This is a genomic window from Streptomyces sp. bgisy100 (genome assembly GCF_057709105.1).
Genome location: NZ_JBYITE010000014.1, coordinates 74,846 through 96,355 on the forward strand (window position 1 = coordinate 74,846; position 21,510 = coordinate 96,355).

16 protein-coding genes are annotated in these 21,510 nt (G+C 71.9%); all 16 read left to right on the forward strand.

The window, feature by feature from the left end; genetic code table 11:
• The first annotated feature begins 111 nt into the window (after nt 1–111).
• The 16 genes from folC to AC3EQ1_RS12735 all read left to right on the forward strand — a co-directional run bounded on the left by folC (nt 112) and on the right by AC3EQ1_RS12735 (nt 21,485).
• Entirely contained in the window at nt 112–1,626 is a 1,515-nt protein-coding gene (gene folC / locus AC3EQ1_RS12660) for a bifunctional tetrahydrofolate synthase/dihydrofolate synthase (RefSeq protein WP_432094412.1), read from the forward strand.
• 1 nt (nt 1,627) lies between these two features.
• Nucleotides 1,628–1,984 (forward strand): DUF4233 domain-containing protein, encoded by a 357-nt coding sequence (locus AC3EQ1_RS12665; RefSeq protein ID WP_388845963.1) that lies wholly within the window; start codon nt 1,628–1,630, stop codon nt 1,982–1,984.
• Nucleotides 1,985–2,106: 122 nt separating this feature from the next.
• Nucleotides 2,107–2,520, forward strand: a complete 414-nt coding sequence (gene ndk, locus AC3EQ1_RS12670) for a nucleoside-diphosphate kinase (RefSeq protein ID WP_388845961.1) — start codon at nt 2,107–2,109, stop codon at nt 2,518–2,520.
• A 282-nt stretch (nt 2,521–2,802) separates the two neighbouring features.
• Nucleotides 2,803–3,822, forward strand: a complete 1,020-nt coding sequence (locus AC3EQ1_RS12675; RefSeq protein ID WP_351512064.1) for a rod shape-determining protein — start codon at nt 2,803–2,805, stop codon at nt 3,820–3,822.
• 185 nt (nt 3,823–4,007) lie between these two features.
• The gene (gene mreC / locus AC3EQ1_RS12680) at nt 4,008–5,120 is read left to right on the forward strand and encodes a rod shape-determining protein MreC (RefSeq protein WP_432094413.1); all 1,113 of its coding nucleotides are present in this window, start codon (nt 4,008–4,010) and stop codon (nt 5,118–5,120) included.
• A 6-nt stretch (nt 5,121–5,126) separates the two neighbouring features.
• Nucleotides 5,127–5,834: a rod shape-determining protein MreD gene (mreD, locus tag AC3EQ1_RS12685; protein ID WP_432094414.1), complete on the forward strand. Its 708-nt coding sequence runs from the start codon at nt 5,127–5,129 to the stop codon at nt 5,832–5,834.
• A gap of 85 nt (nt 5,835–5,919) precedes the next feature.
• Nucleotides 5,920–8,097, forward strand: coding sequence for a penicillin-binding protein 2 (gene mrdA / locus AC3EQ1_RS12690; protein ID WP_432094415.1), 2,178 nt, complete (start codon nt 5,920–5,922; stop codon nt 8,095–8,097).
• Nucleotides 8,097–9,296 (forward strand): rod shape-determining protein RodA, encoded by a 1,200-nt coding sequence (gene rodA, locus AC3EQ1_RS12695; RefSeq protein WP_432094416.1) that lies wholly within the window; start codon nt 8,097–8,099, stop codon nt 9,294–9,296. Before mrdA ends, rodA begins: the two co-directional genes overlap by 1 nt.
• Nucleotides 9,297–9,363: 67 nt before the next feature.
• Nucleotides 9,364–11,070 (forward strand): CYTH and CHAD domain-containing protein, encoded by a 1,707-nt coding sequence (locus tag AC3EQ1_RS12700; protein ID WP_432094417.1) that lies wholly within the window; start codon nt 9,364–9,366, stop codon nt 11,068–11,070.
• A 139-nt stretch (nt 11,071–11,209) separates the two neighbouring features.
• The gene (locus AC3EQ1_RS12705) at nt 11,210–13,135 is read left to right on the forward strand and encodes a TIGR03960 family B12-binding radical SAM protein (RefSeq protein WP_432094418.1); all 1,926 of its coding nucleotides are present in this window, start codon (nt 11,210–11,212) and stop codon (nt 13,133–13,135) included.
• A 290-nt stretch (nt 13,136–13,425) separates the two neighbouring features.
• The gene (locus tag AC3EQ1_RS12710) at nt 13,426–14,199 is read left to right on the forward strand and encodes a TIGR03936 family radical SAM-associated protein (protein WP_432094419.1); all 774 of its coding nucleotides are present in this window, start codon (nt 13,426–13,428) and stop codon (nt 14,197–14,199) included.
• Nucleotides 14,200–14,470: 271 nt separating this feature from the next.
• Nucleotides 14,471–18,544 carry an Rne/Rng family ribonuclease gene (locus tag AC3EQ1_RS12715; RefSeq protein WP_432094420.1) on the forward strand — a complete coding sequence of 1,358 codons (4,074 nt, stop codon included), beginning with the start codon at nt 14,471–14,473 and terminating at the stop codon, nt 18,542–18,544.
• A gap of 248 nt (nt 18,545–18,792) precedes the next feature.
• Nucleotides 18,793–19,113, forward strand: a complete 321-nt coding sequence (rplU, locus tag AC3EQ1_RS12720) for a 50S ribosomal protein L21 (RefSeq protein WP_351512048.1) — start codon at nt 18,793–18,795, stop codon at nt 19,111–19,113.
• Nucleotides 19,114–19,127: 14 nt separating this feature from the next.
• Nucleotides 19,128–19,382, forward strand: coding sequence for a 50S ribosomal protein L27 (gene rpmA, locus AC3EQ1_RS12725; RefSeq protein WP_388845938.1), 255 nt, complete (start codon nt 19,128–19,130; stop codon nt 19,380–19,382).
• A gap of 207 nt (nt 19,383–19,589) precedes the next feature.
• Complete coding sequence (gene obgE, locus AC3EQ1_RS12730; protein ID WP_432094421.1) at nt 19,590–21,026, forward strand: GTPase ObgE; 1,437 nt, start codon at nt 19,590–19,592, stop codon at nt 21,024–21,026.
• 96 nt (nt 21,027–21,122) lie between these two features.
• Nucleotides 21,123–21,485, forward strand: a complete 363-nt coding sequence (locus tag AC3EQ1_RS12735; RefSeq protein ID WP_432094422.1) for a CU044_2847 family protein — start codon at nt 21,123–21,125, stop codon at nt 21,483–21,485.
• The last annotated feature ends 25 nt before the right edge of the window (nt 21,486–21,510 follow it).

Here is a 21,510-nt window from a genome sequence, read left to right on the forward strand (position 1 = left end):
CGGCAGCCGACAGCAGTGGCCGCGGGCCCCTGGGCGCAGTGACCGCCCCGGGGCCCGCGCGCATGTCCGGGGGCGGCGAAGCCGCCCATCGGGGCTCCGTAGACTGGGGGCGTGAGTGAGCGCCCCCAGCACGACGACGCCGACGCCCCCGACTCCTTCGACGAGATCGTCGACGCGGAGACCGACCGCGACCCCGACCTGGCGGTGATCGAGGCCGGCAGCCGCACCCTGCGCGCCCAGGCCGGGCCGCCGCAGGGGGACGGGATCCCGGCCCGCCCGACGGACCCGGAGACCGACCGGCAGCTGCGGGAGGTCGAGAACGAGCTGGCCGGCCGCTGGCCGGAGACCAGGCTCGACCCGTCGCTGGTGCGCGTCGAGGCGCTGATGGACGTCCTCGGCGAGCCGCAGCGGGCCTACCCCTCGATCCACATCACCGGCACCAACGGCAAGACCAGCACGGCCCGCATGATCGAGGCCCTGCTGACCGCGTTCGAGCTGCGCACCGGCCGCTACACCAGCCCGCACGTGCAGTCGGTGACCGAGCGGATCAGCCTGGACGGCGCTCCGATCGACGCCGAGCGGTTCATCGAGACGTACCGGGACGTCCAGCCGTACGTCGAGATGGTCGACGCCGCGCAGGAGCACCGGCTGTCCTTCTTCGAGGTGCTCACCGGAATGGCCTACGCGGCCTTCGCGGACGCCCCGGTGGACGTGGCGGTCGTCGAGGTCGGCATGGGCGGCACCTGGGACGCCACCAATGTGATCGACGGCCAGGTGGCCGTGGTGACCCCGATCGGGCTCGACCACACCGACCGGCTGGGCACCACGCCGGGCGAGATCGCCGGGGAGAAGGCGGGCATCGTCAAGCAGGACGCCACCGTCGTCCTGGCCCAGCAGCCGGTGGACGCGGCCCAGGTGATGCTCAAGCGCGCGGTGGAGGTGGACGCCACCGTCGCCCGGGAGGGCATGGAGTTCGGCGTCACCACCCGGGAGGTCGCGGTCGGCGGGCAGCTGCTGACGCTGCGCGGCCTGGGCGGTGAGTACCCGGACATCTTCCTGCCGCTGCACGGCGCCCATATGGCGCACAACGCCGCGGTGGCGCTGGCCGCCGTCGAGGCGTTCTTCGGCATCGGTTCGCAGCACGCCCGGACGCTCGACCCGGAGACGGTCCGCTCCGCCTTCGCCTCGGTGGTCTCCCCGGGCCGGCTGGAGATCGTCCGGAAGAGCCCGACGGTCATCCTGGACGCCGCGCACAACCCCCCGGGCGCCCGCGCCGCTTCGGAGGCCGTCACCGAGGCGTTCGGTTTCAGCCGGCTCATCGGAGTGATCGGCATGAGCGGCGACAAGGACGTGAAGGGCTTCCTGGAGGCCTTCGAGCCGATCCTCGCCGAGGTCGTCATCACCCGGAACTCCAGCGACCGGGGCATGGACGTGGACGAGCTCGCGGCGCTCGCGGTCGAGGTGTTCGGCCAGGAGCGGGTGCAGGTCGAGCCGCGGCTCGACGACGCTCTGGAGGCCGCGGTCACGCTGGCCGAGGAGGAGAGCGAGTTCTCCGGCGCGGGTGTGCTGGTGACCGGTTCGGTGATCACGGTCGGCGAGGCCCGGCTGCTGCTCGGAAAGGGATGAGATGCGGACCCTCTGCGCCTCCACGCTGATCGGCGAGTTCTTCGTGATCGGCTTCGCCGGTCTGGTCGCCATGCAGATGACGGACCTGTCGCCCGCCACCGTCTGGACGGTCAGCGGTGTCGCCATGCTGCTCTGTGTGCTGCTGTGCGGCATGCTGTCCCGGCCCGGGGCGGTGCCGGTCGGCTGGGCGCTGCAGATCGGTTTGATCGCGGCCGGCTTCGTCGTCCCGGCGATGTTCTTCCTCGGCGCGTGCTTTGCTGCTCTGTGGTGGACCTCGGTCCACTTCGGCCGGAAGATCGACGAGGCGAAGGCCCGGTTCGCCGCCCAGGCGGCGGAAGCGGGGGAGGGCGTCGCGTGACGGCCCGGCCGATCACCCATGTAGCCTCTTCGCATCCGCACATTTGTTGCGGGGGCCCGGGCCGCGCGGCGTCGGCCGCATCTGTCACCGCGCCCGGAGAACACAGCTAAGGAGTCCGCACCGTGAGCCAGCGTACGCTCGTCCTTCTCAAGCCCGATGCCGTACGACGCGGTCTGATCGGCGAGGTCATCGGCCGGATCGAGCGCAAGGCCGGCTGGACGATCAGTGCGCTGGAGCTGCGTGACCTGGACCGCGGGGTGCTGGAGCAGCACTACGGCGAGCACGTCGGCAAGCCGTTCTACGAGCCGCTGATGGAGTTCATGTCCTCCGGCCCGGTCGTGGTGATGGTCGTCGAGGGCGAGCGTGTCATCGAGGGCGTGCGGACCCTGGCGGGGCCGACCGACCCGATTGCCGCGGCACCCGGCAGTATCCGGGGTGATTTCGGCACCATTGTCCGGGAGAATCTGATCCATGCCTCGGACTCCGAGGAGTCCGCAGAGCGTGAGATGAAGATTTTCTTCCCCGGCGTCGCCTGACGCCCCGTTAGCCGTAATCCGCTTGTGACCTGGGGCGATCGATTTTATTCGGTCGCCCCTTGGCATATGCGAGATGATTGAGGGAACCTGTCACTCCGACACGACGTCACCAATACGGGGGTAGGCGCGTGTTCCGCTGACAATGGCGGAGTAACCCTAGCGGCGCGTTCCCGCGAGCGTGACTACGATGGAAACCTCCACGCCCACAGCGCCCGCCCTGCCGACCTACAAGTCATCATCGTTCCAGCTGGGAAGGCCAGACGTATCCTCATGGGGAACAATATGTCGTTCATCGGCCGTGACATGGCTGTCGACCTCGGGACCGCCAACACGCTGGTGTACGTCAGGGGTCGCGGGATCGTCCTCAACGAGCCATCCGTCGTCGCCATCAACACCAATACGGGCGGCATCCTGGCGGTCGGTGCCGAAGCAAAGAAGATGATCGGCCGCACCCCCGGCAACATCGTCGCCGTACGGCCGCTCAAGGACGGCGTCATCGCCGACTTCGAGATCACCGAGCGGATGCTCCGCTATTTCATCCTGAAGATCCACAAGCGTCGCTATCTCGCGCGCCCCCGCGTCGTGGTCTGTGTGCCGTCCGGCATCACGGGTGTCGAGCGCCGTGCCGTCATCGAGGCGTCCACCCAGGCGGGTGCCCGCCAGGTGCACATCATCGAGGAGCCGATGGCCGCTGCGATCGGCTCGGGCCTCCCGGTCCACGAGGCCACCGGCAACATGGTGGTCGACATCGGCGGCGGCACCACCGAGGTCGCGGTCATCTCCCTCGGCGGCATCGTGACGGCCCAGTCGATCCGGGTCGCCGGTGACGAGCTGGACAACGCGATCATCCAGCACATCAAGAAGGAATACAGCCTCCTCCTCGGCGAGCGGACCGCGGAGAACATCAAGATGACCATCGGCTCGGCCTTCGATCTGGAGGAGGACGAGCACACCGAGATCCGCGGCCGCGACCTGGTCAGCGGTCTGCCGAAGACGGTCGTCATCTCCGCCAGCGAGGTCCGCAAGGCCATGGAGGAGCCGGTCAACTCGATCGTCGACGCGGTCAAGACGACGCTCGACAAGTGCCCGCCCGAGCTCTCCGGCGACGTGATGGACCGGGGCATCGTGCTCACCGGCGGCGGCGCGCTGCTCCGCGGCCTCGACGAGCGGCTGCGCCGGGAGACGGGGATGCCGATCCACATCGCCGAGGACCCGCTGGACTCGGTCGCGCTCGGCTCCGGCAAGTGCGTCGAGGAGTTCGAGGCGCTGCAGCAGGTCCTGGACGCCCAGCCGCGCAGATGACGCTGGGACGGATGCCGCCGCGCGGGTGACCTGCTCCCGCGCGGCGGCCCGTTCCCCGGCGGCGGATCGTCTCCACAACAGAACAACGGCATTCGACCCACCGCCTGTTCGCTTTCAGGTTTGACACTCCCGACCGGCCGGGCCCGCAGCCGACCGGTCCCACGAGGAAGGCACGGCCGCCGCACGTGAGGGACACACGAGAGAGCCGGTTGCTCCTGGTGCTGCTGATCGCCATCGCGTTCGCACTGATCACGGTGGACATCCGCGGTGGCGAGGACTCGCCGCTCGACAGCGCCCGGCAGGCCGCCGCGTCGGCCTTCGGGCCCGTGGAGAACGGCGTGGCCTCGGCGGTGAATCCCATCGGCAACGCCATCGGCGCCGTCCGCGACTCGGGTGAGCGGCACGACCGGATCAGCAGACTCGAACACGAGAACGCCGCGCTCAAGACCAAGCTGGGCAGCGACATCCGCACCCGGGGCCGGGCCGCGGAGCTCGACAAGATGCTGAAGACGGCGGGCGCCGGCCGGTACGGCATCAAGGGCGCGGAGGTCATCGCCATAGGAGCGGCCCAGGGCTTCTCCTGGACCGTCACCATCGACGCCGGCCGCAAGGACGGCCTCGTCCGCGACATGACCGTGCTCAACGGCGACGGGCTGGTCGGCCGGGTCACCACGGTCGGCCCGTCCACCGCGACCGTACTGCTCGCCAACGACCCCGACTTCACCGTCGGCACCCGGATGGAGAACTCCGCCGAGCTGGGCTTCGCCACCGGACAGGGCGACCGCCCGCTCCAGGTGCAGCTGCTCAACGGCAAGGCCCGGGTGGAGAAGGGGGACCGGCTGGTCACCTTCGGCTCGCGTGCCGACAAGCCGTTCGTCCCCGGGGTGCCGGTCGGCGAGGTCGTCCGCGTCGACCCCGCGAACGGCGGTCTGACCCGGACCCTCCAGGTCCGCCCCTACGTCGGATTCACCAAGCTCGACATCGTCGGGGTCGTCGTCCAGCCGCCGCGCAAGGACCCGCGGGACGCGGTGCTGCCGCCGGCGGTGAAGCCGAAGCCGACGCCCACGGTGACCGTCACGGCCACGCCGTCGGCCGACGGGTCCGAGGGCCCGTCCCAGGAAGGCAGTGAGCCGGCCGACGGGGGCAACCGCGGTGAGGACACCCGCGGTGACACCGGCGGGGACGCCGACGCCGCGGAGGAGCCGGACGGGCCGGCCGGCGGCGACTCACCCGATGAGGGGGCGAGTCCCGCCGCCTACCTCCGGACCCCGGCCGCCGCGAGCCCCACCAGGAGCTGACCTCCCATGCGTCTCAACCGGATCCTGCTCTCGACCACGCTGGTGGTCGTCGCGCTCGTCGTCCAGGTGAGCATCCTCGCCCGGCTCCAACTGCCCGGCGCGGTACCCGACCTGATGCTGCTCGTCGTCCTCGCGCTCGCCCTCGTCTACGGCCACGTGGGCGGCGCCCTCGTCGGCTTCGGCGCGGGCCTGCTGTCGGACCTGGCGCCCCCGGCCGACCACGCGGTGGGCCGCTACGCCCTCGTCCTGGCGGTCGTCGGCTACCTCGCCGGCCTGGCGAAGCCCGAGACCGGGCGGCTCCGCTCGGCGGTCGGCCCGCTGCTGGTCGTCGTGGGCGCGGCCGTCGGCACCACCCTGATGTACGCGGGGGTCGGCGCCCTCGTCGGTGACACCGCGGCCCGTCAGGTCGGTCTCGTCGGACTGGTCCTCACCGCCGCCGTCTACGACCTGCTGCTCGCGCCCTTCGTGGTGCCGGGCGTCATGGCCCTGGCCCGGCGCGCGGACAACGACCCGATGGCCGAGTCCTCCAGCGGCTCCGGCGGGGCCGACAACGCCCTCCGCGGCTTCGCGACCACCGGCAGTCTGCTGAAGCCCCGCAAGGGCGGCGGCCGCACCAGCTCCCCCGGCCGGCTCCGCGGCGGGCGGCGCGGCGGTCTGCTCGGCGGGTCCCCCCGGAGCGGCGCGGGACGCCTGAAGGGGGTCAAGCGGCTATGAAGGCGGCCGGAGCAGCCGCCCGCCGGGCCTCCGCCGTCCGCCCGCCCGTCACCCTCCGCCACCGTCAAGGGAAGCGCTTCGCGCTATGACCAACATCCCCGCCACCGGACGCACTCCCCGGGTCACGATCCGCCTGGTCGCCCTGCAGATCCTGGTGTTCTCACTGCTGCTCACCCTGGGCGGCCGGCTCTGGTACCTCCAGATCCGCAACGGTGACGAGTACGCCCACGAGGCCGCCAGCAACCACGTCCAGCAGGTCGTGCAGCCCGCGACCCGCGGCGCCATCCTGGACGCCCGCGGCGTGCCGCTGGCCGACAACGAGACGCGCCTCGTCGTCTCCGCGAGCCGCACCGATCTGCTGAAGATGAAGGACGACGGCAAGGCCGTCCTGGACCGGCTCGCCGGAGTCCTGGGGATGAAGCCGGAGGAGGTGCGGGAGAAGGTCCGGCTCTGCGACGCCAAGACCCCGCAGCCCTGCTGGAACGGCTCGCCCTACCAGCCCATCCCGGTCACCGACGAGGCCACCACCCAGCAGGCGCTGCAGATCCGTGAGCGGGCCGAGGACTTCCCCGGCATCACCGCCGAGCCCACCGCCGTCCGCCGCTACCCCGCGCCGGCCAAGTCCCGGACCTCCCAGGTGCTCGGCTACCTCTCGCCCGTCACCGACGACGAGATCGAGGAGGCCAAGAACACCCGCTCGCCGCTGCTGCGCTCGGACCAGATCGGCCGCTCCGGCCTGGAGCGCAGCTACGACAAGTACCTGCGCGGCAAGGCCGGTGTCACCCGGTACGAGGTGGACAACCTGGGCCGGGTCATCGGACAGGACCGCAGCGACAAGTCCGTCGCCGGGTCCAGCGTGGTGACCAGCATCGACTCCCGGGTGCAGGGCGTGGCGGAGAAGGAGCTGGACGGGGCCATGAAGGAGGCCCGGAAGCAGATGGACCGCAACACCAACCGCCACTACGAGGCGGACGCGGGCGCGGTCGTGGTGATGGAGGCCAAGACCGGCCGGGTGGTGGCGATGGCCTCCAACCCCGACTACGACCCCAACGCCTGGGTGGGCGGCATCTCCGGCAAGGACTACAGCCGGATGACCAGCAAGAAGTCGAACTACCCGCTGCTCAACCGGGCCATCCAGGGGCAGGCCGCCCCCGGATCGATCTTCAAGGTGGTCTCCACCGCCGCCGCGGTGAACGCCGGGTACGACTTCAACGGCGGCTACAACTGCGGCAGCTCGTACAGCATCGGCGGACAGGTCTTCAAGAACTTCGAGTCGCAGAGCCACGGCGCGATCGGTCTGGGCCGCGCCCTGGAGGTCTCCTGCGACACGGTCTTCTACGCCCTGGCCCACCAGCAGTGGAAGAAGGACGGCGGGCTCAAGCCGGACAAGAACTCCAAGGACTGGTTCTTCAGGACGGCGCACCAGTTCGGCCTCGGCAAGGAGACCGGGATCGACCTGCCGAACGAGGTCCGGGGCCGCGTCCCCGACCGCCAGTGGAAGAAGGCCTTCTGGAAGGCCAACAAGGACAGCTGGTGCAAGCAGGCCAAGGCGTGGCCGGGCAAGAAGGACTTCCAGACGCTGCTCGCCCGCGAAGGCTGCCTGGAGGGCATGAAGCTGCACGCCTATGACGCGGTGAACTACTCCATCGGACAGGGCGACACCCTCGTCACCCCCATCCAGATGGCGTCCGTCTACTCCGCGATCAGCAACGGCGGCACGCTCTACAACCCCAGCGTGGGCAAGGCGGTCGTCAGCCCCGACGGCAAGCACGTCGAGGAGATCAAGCCCGCCGCGCACGGCAAGCTGCCGGTGACGAAGAAGACCATGAGCCAGATGGACGACGCCCTCGCCGGAGTCGCCACCCGGGGTACCGCCGCCTGGCGGTTCGGCGGCTGGCCGCAGGACGAGATCCCGATGCACGCCAAGACCGGTACGGCGGAGGTCTACGGCAAGCAGACCACGTCGTGGTTCGCGACCTACACCAAGGACTACTCGATCGTCATGACGATCTCGCAGGGTGGTACCGGATCCGGCGCCTCCGGTCCCGCGGTGCGCAACATCTACAACGCGCTGTACGGGATCGACGCGAAGGGCGGCATCGACAAGAAGCGCGCTCTGCTCCCCGAGCCGCAGAAGAAGCTGCCGAAGATCGAGAAGGACGGTTCGATCGAGTCCCAGCCCGTCAAGCCGTACAAGCCGGAGGCGCCGAGCGACTCCGACACCGTCGAGCAGGCGGCGGCCGTGGAGAGGCGGCGGGGCTGATGGCCGGATCCTCCAGCTTCTCCATCAGCCGGTACACCCCCGACCGGGGCACCTGGGGCAAGCTCACCGCACGCGACTCGCTGGTGCGCCGGGTCGACTGGATACTGCTCGGCTCGGCCCTGGCCCTGTCGGCCCTCGGCTCGCTGCTCGTCTGGTCGGCGACCCGCAACCGCACGGAGCTGAACCAGGGCGACCCGTACTACTTCCTGTTCCGGCACGTCCTGAACACCGGGATCGGGCTGGCCCTCATGATCGGCACGATCTGGCTCGGCCACCGCACCCTGCGCGGCGCGGTGCCCGTGCTGTACGGCCTCTCCATCCTGCTCACCGCCGCCGTCCTCACCCCGCTCGGCTCCACCATCAACGGTTCGCACGCATGGATCCAGATCGGTGGCGGCTTCTCCCTCCAGCCCTCCGAGTTCGCCAAGATCACGATCATCCTCGGGATGGCGATGCTGCTGGCGACGCGGGTGGACGCGGGCGACCGGGTGCACCCCGACCACCGCACCGTCGTCCAGGCCCTCGGGCTGGCCGCGCTGCCCGTCGGGATCATCATGCTGATGCCGGACCTCGGCTCGGTCATGGTGATCGTGGTGATCGTGCTGGGTGTGCTGCTCGCCTCCGGCGCCTCCAACCGCTGGGTGCTCGGACTCATCGGCGCCGGCGCGGCCGGAGCGATCGCCGTCTGGCAGTTCGGGCTGCTGGACGACTACCAGATCAACCGGTTCGCCGCGTTCGCCAACCCCGAGCTCGACCCGGCCGGGGTCGGGTACAACACCAACCAGGCACGCATCGCGATCGGCTCCGGCGGGCTCAGCGGCACCGGGCTGTTCAACGGCCACCAGACCACCGGCCAGTTCGTGCCCGAGCAGCAGACCGACTTCATCTTCACCGTCGCCGGTGAGGAGCTGGGCTTCCTCGGCGCCGGTCTGATCCTCGTGCTGCTGGGGGTCATCCTCTGGCGCGCCTGCCGGATCGCCCGCGAGACCACCGAGCTGTACGGCACGGTCGTCGCCGCCGGGATCACCGCCTGGTTCGCCTTCCAGGCGTTCGAGAACATCGGGATGACCCTCGGCATCATGCCGGTCGCCGGTCTGCCGCTGCCGTTCGTCTCCTACGGCGGCACCTCCATGTTCGCCGTCTGGATCGCGGTCGGGCTGCTGGAGTCCATCAAGGTGCAGCGACGGGTGTCCGCCTGAGGCGGCGGGCACCCGGCCCGCGGACCGGCAGCCGATCGAAACGGGGTTCCGCGGGTAGATAAGAGTCATGGCCGACCAGGTGCGGGAGATCGAGCGCAAGTACGAGACCCCCGAGGCCGACGGGCTGCCGGACCTCACGGGCGTCCCCGGGGTCGCGTCCGTGGCCGACCGGGGCGTCACCGGCCTGGACGCCGTCTACTACGACACCCCCGGTGAGCGGCTCGCCGCGGACGGCATCACGCTGCGCCGCCGCACCGGGGGCGACGACGAGGGCTGGCACCTCAAGCTGCCGGTCGGCCCCGACACCCGCGAGGAGATCCGCGCCCCGCTCTCCGAGGACGTGCCGCGGTACCTGGCGGCCCTCGTCCGCTCCCGGGTCCGCGACGCCCCGCTCGTCCCCGTCGTCCGGCTGCGCACCGACCGGGACCTGCGGCACCTCGTCGGCGCGGACGGCGCGGTGCTCGCCGAGGTGTGCGTCGACGCGGTCACCGCCGAACGGCTCGCCGGCGGGTCGGGCACCGCCCGGTGGACCGAGATCGAGGCGGAGCTGCGCGAGGGGACCGGCCCGGACCTCCTCGACACCGTCGAGCAGGCGCTCCTGGCGGCCGGGGCGCGCCGCGCGGCCGGTCCGTCCAAGCTGGCGCGGGCCCTCGCGGAGACCGCCCCCGGCGTTACGGGGGATACGGGCGCGGCGGGGGAGACCGACGGGGCCACCGAGGGAGCGGGGGGACCTTCGGAGGCCGGGACGCCCGGCTGGGCGGACACGGCCCGCAGGAGCGGGATGACGGAGAAGGCGGGAAAGAGCGAGAAGGCGGGAAAGAAGGGGACGGCAGGGGGGAAGGGGAAGAAGAAGCCGAAGCCCGGCCGGAGAACCGAGCCCCCCGAGCGGCCCACCGCCGGCGACCACCTCCTGCGCTATCTGCGCACCCAGGTCACCGCGATCATCGAGCTGGACCCGGCCGTCCGCCGGGACCAGCCTGACTCCGTCCACCGGATGCGCGTCGCCACCCGCCGGCTGCGCAGCGCCTTCCGGTCGTTCCGCACCGTCCTCGACCGGGAGGTCACCGACCCCGTCGGCGACGAGCTGAAGTGGCTCGCGGCCGAGCTGGGCGTCGACCGGGACCGCGAGGTGCTCACCGAACGCCTCCACGAGCGGCTGGCCGAACTGCCGCACACCCTGCTCGTCGGCCCGGTCCGCGGCCGGCTCCGCACCTGGTCGAACGCCCGGCGCAGCGGCTCGCGCCACCAGGTCATCGGCGTCCTGGACAGCCACCGCTACCTCGACCTCCTCACCACCCTCGACCGGCTCGTCGCCGACCCGCCGCTGCTGCCCGACGCCGGCCGCCCGCCGATGGAGGTGCTGCCCGGAGCCGTGCTGCGGGAGGCCCGGCGGCTCTCCCGGCGGATGGCGAAGGCCCTGGACACCCCGGAGGGCCACGAGCGGGACGTGGCCATGCACGAGGCGCGCAAGGCCGCCAAGCGCACCCGCTACGCCGCGGAGACCGCCGAGCCGGCCATCGGGAAGCCGGCGAAACGGTTCGTCCGGCACATGAAGAACCTCCAGGACGTCCTGGGGGACCATCAGGACAGCGTCGTCGCCCGTGACGCCCTGCGGGACCTCGCCCTCCGGTCCCAGGCCGCGGGGGAGAGCGCCTTCACCTTCGGGGTCCTCTACGGGCACGAGGAGATGCGCGCCGCCGCCCGCGAGCACGAACTGCCCCGGGCCTGGAAGGAAGCCTCGCGGAAGAAGTACCGGACGGCGCTGCGGGGGTGACGGGAGCGGGTGTGCCGGACCCCGCCCGCGGCGGCGGTGACCGGCCGCCCGGCCGGGTCCGGCTTCACCCGTCGGCGTGACCTGTCGGGCACGTTACCCTTGAGGGTCACCTGTGCCCGCTCACGAGAGAACGCTGAGAATGCCTGTCGAGTCGGTCTTCCCCCGCCTGGAAGCGCTTCTCCCGCACGTCCAGAAGCCGATCCAGTACGTCGGCGGCGAGCTGAATTCCACGGTCAAGCCGTGGGAATCCTGCGATGTGCGATGGGCGCTGATGTATCCGGACGCCTACGAGGTCGGGCTGCCCAACCAGGGCGTCATGATCCTTTATGAGGTCCTCAACGAGCGCGAGGGCGTCCTCGCCGAGCGCACCTACAGCGTCTGGCCGGACCTCGAAGAGCTCATGCGGAAGCACGACGTCCCGCAGTTCACGGTCGACTCGCACCGCCCGGTGGGCGCCTTCGACGTGCTCGGCGTGTCCTTCTCCACCGAGCTCGGCTACACCAACCTGCTCACCGCGCTGGAGCTCTCCGGCATCCCGATGGCGGCCGAGGACCGTACCGAGGACCACCCGGTGGTGCTCGCCGGCGGTCACGCGGCGTTCAACCCGGAGCCGATCGCCGACTTCATCGACTGCGCCGTCATCGGCGACGGCGAGCAGGCCGTCCTGGAGATCACCGAGATCATCCGGGCGTGGAAGAGCGAGGGCCGCCCCGGCGGCCGCGACGAGCTGCTGCTGCGCCTGTCGAAGACCGGCGGCGTCTATGTGCCGCGGTTCTACGACGTCGAGTACCTGGCCGACGGCCGGATCGGCCGGGTCGTGCCGAACCGCTCCGGCGTGCCGTGGCGGGTCTCCAAGCACACCGTCATGGACCTGGACGAGTGGCCGTACCCGAAGCAGCCGCTGGTGCCGCTCGCCGAGACCGTGCACGAGCGGATGTCGGTGGAGATCTTCCGCGGCTGCACCCGCGGCTGCCGCTTCTGCCAGGCGGGAATGATCACCCGGCCGGTGCGGGAGCGCAGCATCACCGGCATCGGCGACATGGTCGACAAGGGGCTCAAGGCCACCGGCTTCGAAGAGGTCGGCCTGCTCTCCCTCTCCTCCGCGGACCACACCGAGATCGGCGATGTCGCCAAGGGTCTCGCGGACCGCTACGAGGAGGACAAGATCGGCCTGTCCCTCCCGTCCACCCGGGTCGACGCGTTCAACATCGACCTGGCCAACGAGCTCACCCGGAACGGCCGCCGGTCCGGCCTCACCTTCGCCCCCGAGGGCGGCTCCGAGCGCATCCGCAAGGTCATCAACAAGATGGTCTCGGAGGAGGACCTGATCCGGACCGTCTCGACCGCGTACGGCAACGGCTGGCGTCAGGTGAAGCTGTACTTCATGTGCGGCCTGCCCACCGAGACCGACGAGGACGTGCTCCAGATCGGCGACATGGCGGTCAACGTCATCGCCAAGGGCCGTGAGGTCTCCGGCAAGAACGACATCCGCTGCACCGTCTCCATCGGCGGGTTCGTGCCCAAGCCGCACACCCCGTTCCAGTGGGCCCCGCAGCTGTCCGCCGAGGACACCGATGCGCGGCTGGAGAAGCTGCGCGACAAGATCCGCGGCGACAAGAAGTACGGGCGCTCCATCGGCTTCCGCTACCACGACGGCAAGCCCGGCATCGTCGAGGGCCTGCTCTCCCGCGGCGACCGGCGCGTGGGCGCGGTGATCCGCGAGGTGTACGAGTCGGGCGGCCGGTTCGACGGCTGGCGCGAGCACTTCTCGTACGACCTGTGGATGCGGTGCGCCGAGAAGGCGCTGCCCGCCCAGGGCGTCGACGTCGACTGGTACACCACCCGGGAGCGCACCTACGAGGAGGTCCTGCCCTGGGACCACCTCGACTCGGGCCTCGACAAGGACTGGCTCTGGGAGGACTGGCAGGACTCGCTCGACGAGACCGAGGTCGAGGACTGCCGCTGGACCCCGTGCTTCGACTGCGGCGTCTGCCCGCAGATGGACACCAGCATCCAGATCGGCCCGACCGGCAAGAAGCTGCTGCCGCTGACCGTCGTCAAGTAGCGCACCCGCCGCGGACGCACCGCGGCGCACCGGCACCCTGGGCCGGTCCGGCCACTGTCACCCGATGGTGGTCCGGACCGGCCCGCGGCGGGTCCGGACCACCACCTGCTGCCCCCGTGCCGCCCCCAGGTGCCGCGCACCCGGCCCGGGCCCCGGCGCCTGCCCGAGACGACGGCGGGAACCGGCGGCCCTCCCGGGACGTACTCTTGGTGGGCAGTACGACAGCACTCACGAAGGACTGAAGGACACTGGGCAAGCGACAGCCCGAAGGCCCCCCGCCCGCACCCGCGGTGCAGCGCATCCGACTGCGCTACACCAAGCGCGGCCGCCTCCGGTTCACCAGCCACCGCGACTTCCAGCGCGCTTTCGAGCGGGCGCTGCGCCGCGCCGAGGTACCCATGGCGTACTCGGCCGGGTTCACCCCGCACCCCAAGGTGTCGTACGCCAATGCCGCACCCACCGGCACGGGCAGCGAGGCCGACTACCTGGAGATCGCGCTCACCGAGGAGCGGGACCCGGAGACGCTGCGGCAGCTCCTCGACGAGTCGATGCCGTCCGGCCTCGACATCATCGACGCGGTGGAGGCCCGGACCTCCGGGCTCGCCGACCGGCTGCAGGCCTCGGTCTGGGAGCTCCGGCTCGACGGGGTGCCCCTCGACGAGGCCGAGCGCGCCGTGGCGGCCTTCCTCGCCGAGGAGACCGTCGAGGTCGAGCGCCGTACGAAAAACGGGTTGCGGACCTTCGATGCGCGCGGCGCGGTCGCACGCCTCGAGGCATCCGCGGGACCGGCTGATAGGCCGCAGGTCGGCGCCTGTGCGATACTGCGGCTGGTTGTTCGGCATGCGACACCTGCCGTACGACCCGACGACGTCCTGTCCGGTCTCCGCGCCACGGCCGACCTGGCGCCGCCGGTCCCCGCTGCGGTGACCAGGCTGGCGCAGGGGCTGCTCGATGAGGAGAGCGGCACGGTGACCGACCCGCTCGCGCCCGACCGCGAGGCAGTCATGGCCGCCCCACCCACGGCCGCCGGGCTGACCGCGACGGCGCCGGGAGGTTCCGCGTAGGTCGTCCGTCGGCAGGGCACGCGAGCCGCGCATCCTGCAGGCGGAGGGCTGGGGGCTCGTCGAAGCGCCGCCGATGCACCGGGAGCCACCCGGGTCCGGCAGACGCACCGAGAAAGCAGACTTTCGCCGGTGTCGGGCCCTCCGGCCCCGGCGAGCGAGACGACAGCTCCCGTGTGGCGCCCGCGCCCCGGACGGCGGCACCACGCTCATCACGTGGGCCGCTGCCGGAGTCAGGCGCGGCGCCCGGGAGCGTGACGGGAGAACCGCCCGCATGCTCGAGCCAATGGAGCCCACGGAGGCGGCGCGCAACAGCGCCGCCGGGGACAGCTCAGACAACAACAGCCCCAGTGACAACCTGCCGCCGCGGCGCCGCCGCGCGGCATCCCGGCCGGCGGGTCCGCCGGTCGCGGCGAGCACCGACGCCACGGCGTCGGCCATACCGTCCGGAGCACCGGAGGCCGCGGCCGCCGGGACCCCGGACCCGGACGAGGCCGTGACCGTCCTCCCCGCCACCCCGGAGAACCTTTCCGAGGAGGAGATCGAGGAGGCCGCCGAGGCCCCGGCCCCGGAGCCGCAGCCGGTCCGCACCCGCCGCCGCGCGACGCGCAAGGCGACGGCTCCGGCCGGTGCGCCGCCCGCCGCCGAGCCGGTCGAGATCATCGCCGAGAGCCCGGCCGCCGCCGCGGCCGCCGCTGACCAGGACGTTCCCGCCGAGGCCCCGGCCCCGGTCGCGGAGCCGGTCCGCACCCGCCGCCGTGCCACCCGTAAGGCGACGGCTCCGGCCGGTGCGCCGCCCGTGGCCGAGGCCGCACCGAGCGCCGGTGCGGAGGAGTCCGCTCCGGCCGCCGTGACCGCGTCCGTCGCCGAGCCCGCCGCCGAATCCGCCGGGGAGACCCCGGCCGAGGACGCGCCGCGCACCCGTACCCGCCGCCGGGCGACCCGCAAGGTGTCCGCCCCGACCGCCGAGGCCCCGACCGCCGAGGCCGCCGCGGCCGCCGGCAGCGGTGACCGCGCCGAGGAGTCCGCCGCGTCCGGTGCCCCCGAGGCAGCCGCGACGTCCGACCGGTCCGGTGAGACCGGCGAGTCCGTCGACGAGGCGCCCCGGGGACGTGGCCGCCGCCGTTCGGCCCGCAGGCCCGAGGCATCCGCCGAGGCGCCCGCCGAGGCGCCGTCGGCCGAGGCTCCCGCCGCGGAGACCGAGTCGGTCACCGTCGCCGACGCGATCGACGCCCCGCAGCGGCGCACCCGGCGCCGGACCACCCGCGCCGCGGACGCCCCGGCCGTCGAGCCGCAGGCCGACGCCGCGCAGGCGGCCGAGAAGCCGGACACGGCAGCCAAGGCCGACAAGCCGGAAAAGGCCGAGAAGGCAGAGAAGACCGAGAAGGCAGAGAAGACCGAGAAGCGCGCGAAGAGCGGCAAGGCCGCGAAGGCGGAGAAGGTCGCCAAGGCGGAGAAGGCCGCGCAGGCCGAGACCGACGAGGCCGTGAGCGCCGAGGAGCAGCAGGACGCCGCGCCGCGGGGCCGCCGCCGTGCGGTGCGCCCGCCGACCGCCGTCTTCCAGGCGCCGGTGTTCACCGAGCCGATGTTCCAGACCCCGGAGAGCGCCGCCGCGGCCGCTGCCGCCGAGCGGGAGCGCGCCGAGGAGCCCGAGGAGCAGCCCGCTCCCGGTTCGCGCCGACGCCGTCGTCGCGCCGCTGTCGCCGAGGCGGCACCGGTCGAGGCCCCGGAGCAGGAGACCACCGACACCGCCACGGACACCGCCGCCGAGGCCGGGACCGAGGCCGAGGACCGGGGCGACAGCGAGGACGAGTCGGGCGACCGCCCGGCCCGCCGCCGCCGTCGCGGTGGCCGTCGTCGCCGTCGCGGGGAGACCGCGGAGGGCGCCGAGGAGTCCGGCGAGTCCGCCGAGGAGCCGGACGAGGCCGAGGACCGCGCCGAGGAGCCCGAGCAGAGCGAGCAGGACGAGGACGAGTCCGGCGCCGGTGGCGGCTCCAGCAGCAGCCGTCGTCGCCGTCGCCGCCGCCGTCGCAGCGGGGACGCCGACGGAGGAGGCGGTGGCGAGAGCGCCACGGACGACCCGGAGCGCACGGTCGTCAAGATCCGTGAGCCGCGGGCCAAGCCCGAGCCCTCCGACGAGGTGCAGTCCATCAAGGGCTCGACCCGTCTGGAGGCCAAGAAGCAGCGCCGCCGCGAAGGCCGCGAGCAGGGCCGCCGCCGGGTGCCGATCATCACCGAGGCCGAGTTCCTGGCGCGCCGGGAGGCCGTCGAGCGGGTCATGGTCGTGCGTCAGCAGGGCGACCGCACCCAGATCGGTGTGCTGGAGGACAACGTCCTCGTCGAGCACTTCGTCAACAAGGAGCAGGCCACCAGCTACGTCGGCAACGTCTACCTGGGCAAGGTCCAGAACGTGCTGCCGTCGATGGAGGCCGCCTTCGTCGACATCGGCAAGGGCCGCAACGCGGTCCTGTACGCCGGCGAGGTCAACTTCGAGGCGCTGGGCATGTCCAACGGCCCGCGCCGGATCGAGACCGCGCTGAAGTCCGGCCAGTCCGTCCTCGTCCAGGTCACCAAGGACCCGATCGGTCACAAGGGCGCCCGGCTCACCAGCCAGGTCTCCCTGCCCGGCCGGTACCTGGTCTACGTGCCCGAGGGCTCGATGACCGGCATCAGCCGCAAGCTGCCGGACACCGAGCGCGCACGGCTGAAGCAGATCCTCAAGAAGATCGTCCCCGAGGACGCGGGCGTCATCGTCCGGACCGCCGCGGAGGGCGCCAGCGAGGAGGAGCTGCGCCGCGACGTCGAGCGGCTCCAGGCGCAGTGGGAGGAGATCCAGAAGAAGGCGAAGAGCGCCAACGCTCCGGCCCTTCTCTACGGTGAGCCGGACATGACCGTCCGGGTCGTCCGCGACATCTTCAACGAGGACTTCTCCAAGGTCATCGTCAGCGGCGACAGCGCCTGGGAGACCATCCACGGCTACGTCTCGCACGTGGCGCCGGACCTCAGCGACCGGCTGCAGAAGTGGACCTCCGAGGTCGACGTCTTCGCCACCTACCGGATCGACGAGCAGCTGATGAAGGCGCTCGACCGCAAGGTCTGGCTGCCGAGCGGCGGCTCGCTGGTGATCGACCGGACCGAGGCGATGATCGTGGTCGACGTCAACACCGGCAAGTTCACCGGTCAGGGCGGCAACCTCGAGGAGACGGTCACCAGGAACAACCTGGAGGCGGCCGAGGAGATCGTGCGCCAGCTCCGGCTGCGCGACCTCGGCGGCATCATCGTGATCGACTTCATCGACATGGTGCTGGAGTCCAACCGGGACCTGGTGCTCCGCCGCCTGCTGGAGTGCCTGGGCCGGGACCGGACGAAGCACCAGGTCGCCGAGGTCACCTCGCTCGGCCTGGTCCAGATGACCCGCAAGCGGGTGGGCCAGGGCCTGCTGGAGTCCTTCTCCGAGACCTGTGTCCACTGCAACGGGCGCGGCGTGATCGTCCACGTCGAGCAGCCGACGGCCGCCGGCGGCGGTGGCGGCGGCAAGCGCAAGAAGAAGGGCAAGGGCGGCGGTCAGCAGCCCGAGGCCGTTGCCGAGCACGTGCACGAGCCGGCCGTCGCGGAGGAGCCGCGGGCCGTGGAGAGCGCGACCGAGGTCGCCGCGGAGGTCGCGGAGCCCCGGAAGCTGCCGGAGCCGGCGTTCGCGGCGGACGAGGAGCTGTTCAGCAGCGTCGCCGAGGCCGAGGCCTCGGCGGGCCGTGGCCGGACCCGCCGCCGGGCGACCCGCAAGGTGTCCGCTCCCGCGGGCCCGCCGAAGGCCGCAGAGGAGGCCGTGGTCGTCGCTCAGGCGAAGCCCGCGGAGGCCGAGCCGCTGCCGGAGGCCGCACCGGCCGTGACCGAGGTCCCGGCTGCCGCCGAGGCCCCGGAGCCGGCCGCTCCGGCCCGTACCCGCCGTCGGGCGACCCGTAAGGCGACGGCTCCGGCCGGTTCGCCGAAGGCCGCCGACGACGCCGGTGTCGTGGTCGTCCCGTCCGGCGTGGCGGAGCAGGCCGCCGAGTCCGCCCCGGCACAGGCCCCGCGGTCCGCGGAGTCCGCCGAGGCGGCCGCCCCGGCCGCTGAGGACGGGTCCGTGACGGCTCCGGCCGCCGACGCCCCGGCCGATGAGGCCGAGGCGCCCGCTCCGGCGAAGAAGCGGACGGCCAAGAAGGCCGCGGCGAAGAAGACGGTGGCGAAGAAGACCACCGCCAAGAAGACCGCGGCGAAGAAGACGACGGCCAAGAAGTCCACGGCCAAGAAGACGACGAAGAAGGCGGCGGCCGAGCAGACCGCGGCGTCCGCCCCGGCCGACGAGGCCTAGTCACGGCGTCCGGTGGTCCCGCTCCGGCGGGGCCACCGGAGTCTCCCCCGCGGCTGCGGGGACTCGGTTTGACCCCCTGGTCGGGGTTCCGTAACCTTGACCGTCGGCGTCTCTGTGCGCCACCCCCTGAGCAACTCCCTCCCGGTCCGCCGGGAGAGGCCGCTCGTCCTTCCGGATATCGCGGGCCCCTGGTCCGTGGGAGCGGCTGGCATCAAGGGTCCCGTTTCGAGCGAGAGAGTGAGATCCGCGTGTACGCAATCGTGCGCAGCGGTGGTCGCCAGCACAAGGTTGCTGTCGGCGACATCGTTGAGGTTGACAAGATTTCCACGAGCAACGTGGGCGACACGGTCGAGCTCTCGACCCTGCTCGTTGTCGACGGTGACACCGTGACCAGCGACCCGTGGGTGCTGGCCGGCATCAAGGTCCAGGCCGAGATCGTGGACCACCACAAGGGTGCGAAGATCGACATCCTTCGGTACAAGAACAAGACCGGCTACCGTCGGCGCCAGGGCCACCGCCAGCAGTACACGGCGCTGAAGATCACCGGCATCCCCACGGCTGCGAAGTAAGGGACTGAGGAGAGATGGCACACAAGAAGGGCGCATCGTCCACTCGGAACGGTCGCGATTCCAATGCTCAGCGGCTCGGCGTGAAGCGCTTCGGCGGTCAGGTCGTCAACGCCGGTGAGATCCTGGTCCGCCAGCGCGGCACCCACTTCCACCCGGGCACCGGCGTCGGCCGTGGTGGCGACGACACGCTGTTCGCCCTCGCCGCCGGTGCGGTCGAGTTCGGCACCAGCCGTGGTCGCAAGGTCGTGAACATCGTCCCGGTCGGCTGATCTTTTCAGCCCGTCGCTGACCTCGTTCAGCGCACGCCGTCGGAGCCCCGGGGGAACACCCCGGCGGGCCCGGCGGCACCCGGTACGACAGAGCACCTTTCCGAGGGCGGACCGCCCTTCCCCACCGTTCCGCGCGGGGAAGAGGGTCCGCCCTCGGTCTGTTGCAGCAGAAGAAGCATGTCCGTCAGCACAGCAGGAGGCATCCGTATGACCACCTTCGTGGACCGCGTCGAGCTGCATGTCGCCGCGGGTAACGGAGGCCACGGCTGCGCCTCCGTGCACCGCGAGAAGTTCAAGCCGCTCGGCGGCCCGGACGGCGGCAACGGCGGCCGGGGCGGCGATGTGATCCTGGTCGTCGACCAGTCGGTCACCACGCTCCTCGACTACCACCACTCCCCGCACCGCAAGGCCACCAACGGCAAACCCGGCGAGGGCGACAACCGCTCCGGCAAGGACGGCAGTGACCTGGTCCTGCCGGTCCCGGACGGCACCGTCGTCCTCGACAAGCAGGGCAACGTCCTCGCCGACCTGGTCGGCCAGGGCACCAAGTACGTCGCCGCGCAGGGCGGCCGCGGCGGGCTCGGCAACGCCGCGCTCGCCTCCGCCCGCCGCAAGGCCCCCGGCTTCGCGCTGCTGGGCGAGCCCGGCCACACCGGGGACGTGGTGCTGGAGCTCAAGACCGTCGCGGACGTCGCGCTGGTCGGCTACCCGAGCGCCGGCAAGTCCTCGCTGATCTCGGTGCTCTCGGCCGCCAAGCCGAAGATCGCCGACTACCCGTTCACCACCCTGGTCCCCAACCTCGGTGTGGTGACGGCCGGTTCGACCGTCTACACCATCGCCGACGTCCCCGGGCTGATCCCCGGCGCCAGCCAGGGCAAGGGCCTCGGGCTGGAGTTCCTGCGGCACGTCGAGCGCTGCACGGTGCTGGTGCACGTCCTGGACTGCGCCACCCTGGAGTCGCAGCGCGACCCGGCCTCGGACCTCGATGTGATCGAGGCGGAGCTGGCGCAGTACGGCGGCCTGGACGACCGGCCGCGGCTGGTCGTCCTCAACAAGGTCGACATCCCCGACGGCCAGGACCTCGCCGACATGATCCGCCCGGATCTGGAGGAGCGCGGCCACCAGGTCTTCGAGGTGTCGGCGGTCTCCCGCACCGGCCTCAAGGAGCTGTCCTTCGCGCTCGCCGGGATCGTCGGCGAGGCGCGGGCCGCCAAGCCGAAGGAGGAGGCGACCCGGATCGTCATCCGCCCGAAGGCCGTGGACGACGCGGGCTTCACGGTGACGGCCGAGGGCGAGGCGTTCTTCCGCGTGCGCGGTGAGAAGCCCGAACGCTGGGTGCACCAGACCGACTTCAGCAACGACGAGGCCGTGGGCTACCTCGCCGACCGGCTCAACCGGCTCGGCGTCGAGGAGGAGCTCCTCAAAGCCGGCGCCCGGGCGGGCGACGGCGTCGCCATCGGCCCCGAGGACAACGCGGTCGTCTTCGACTGGGAGCCGACGCTGGCCGCCGGCGCCGAGATGCTCGGCCGGCGCGGTGAGGACCACCGCTTCGAGGCTCCGCGTCCGGCCGCCCAGCGCCGCCGGGACCGGGACGCCGAACGGGACGACGCGCAGCAGGAGTTCGACGACTTCAAGCCGTTCTGACGCCCTTCTTCCCGCGATCACTGCGGCTCCCCGGAGACCGGTCCCTACGATCTCCGGAGAGCCGCAGTGCCGCGACGGAGGGGAACGGTGGGGCCCGTGTACGTGGTCGATGTCCCGATCGGTGAGGGCGCCGGGGACGGCGAGGACCCCGAGGTGGTCAGGGTGGAGGTCCGCGAACTCGACGAAGGACTCGTCCGGGTGGGCAGGTCCGGCGGTCAGACGGCGGCGCGCGCCACCCGGTCGTTCGACGAGATGCTCAGCACCGTGCGCCCGGTCGCGATGAACTTCGTGAACACCTTCCGTGGGGCGGTCGACGCCCCCGACGAGATCACCGTGCAGTTCGGGATCTCGTTGTCCGCGGAGGCCGATGTGGTGATCGCCAGCACGGCCACCGCGGCCAACTTCTCCGTCTCCCTGACCTGGATTCGCTCTGCCCCCGAGGATCCCCTGCCGGGATAATCCCGCCGAGGACCGACTCACGGGG

Bases quoted from the DNA above. Each gene is read 5' to 3' on its own strand.
- rodA (WP_432094416.1), top strand. From the start codon at position 8,097: ATGGCCGGATCCTCCAGCTTCTCCATCAGCCGGTACACCCCCGACCGG.
- AC3EQ1_RS12700 (WP_432094417.1), top strand. From the start codon at position 9,364: ATGGCCGACCAGGTGCGGGAGATCGAGCGCAAGTACGAGACCCCCGAG.
- AC3EQ1_RS12715 (WP_432094420.1), top strand. From the start codon at position 14,471: ATGCTCGAGCCAATGGAGCCCACGGAGGCGGCGCGCAACAGCGCCGCC.
- AC3EQ1_RS12665 (WP_388845963.1), top strand. From the start codon at position 1,628: ATGCGGACCCTCTGCGCCTCCACGCTGATCGGCGAGTTCTTCGTGATC.
- mreD (WP_432094414.1), top strand. From the start codon at position 5,127: ATGCGTCTCAACCGGATCCTGCTCTCGACCACGCTGGTGGTCGTCGCG.
- obgE (WP_432094421.1), top strand. From the start codon at position 19,590: ATGACCACCTTCGTGGACCGCGTCGAGCTGCATGTCGCCGCGGGTAAC.
- AC3EQ1_RS12675 (WP_351512064.1), top strand. From the start codon at position 2,803: ATGTCGTTCATCGGCCGTGACATGGCTGTCGACCTCGGGACCGCCAAC.
- rpmA (WP_388845938.1), top strand. From the start codon at position 19,128: ATGGCACACAAGAAGGGCGCATCGTCCACTCGGAACGGTCGCGATTCC.
- AC3EQ1_RS12705 (WP_432094418.1), top strand. From the start codon at position 11,210: ATGCCTGTCGAGTCGGTCTTCCCCCGCCTGGAAGCGCTTCTCCCGCAC.
- mrdA (WP_432094415.1), top strand. From the start codon at position 5,920: ATGACCAACATCCCCGCCACCGGACGCACTCCCCGGGTCACGATCCGC.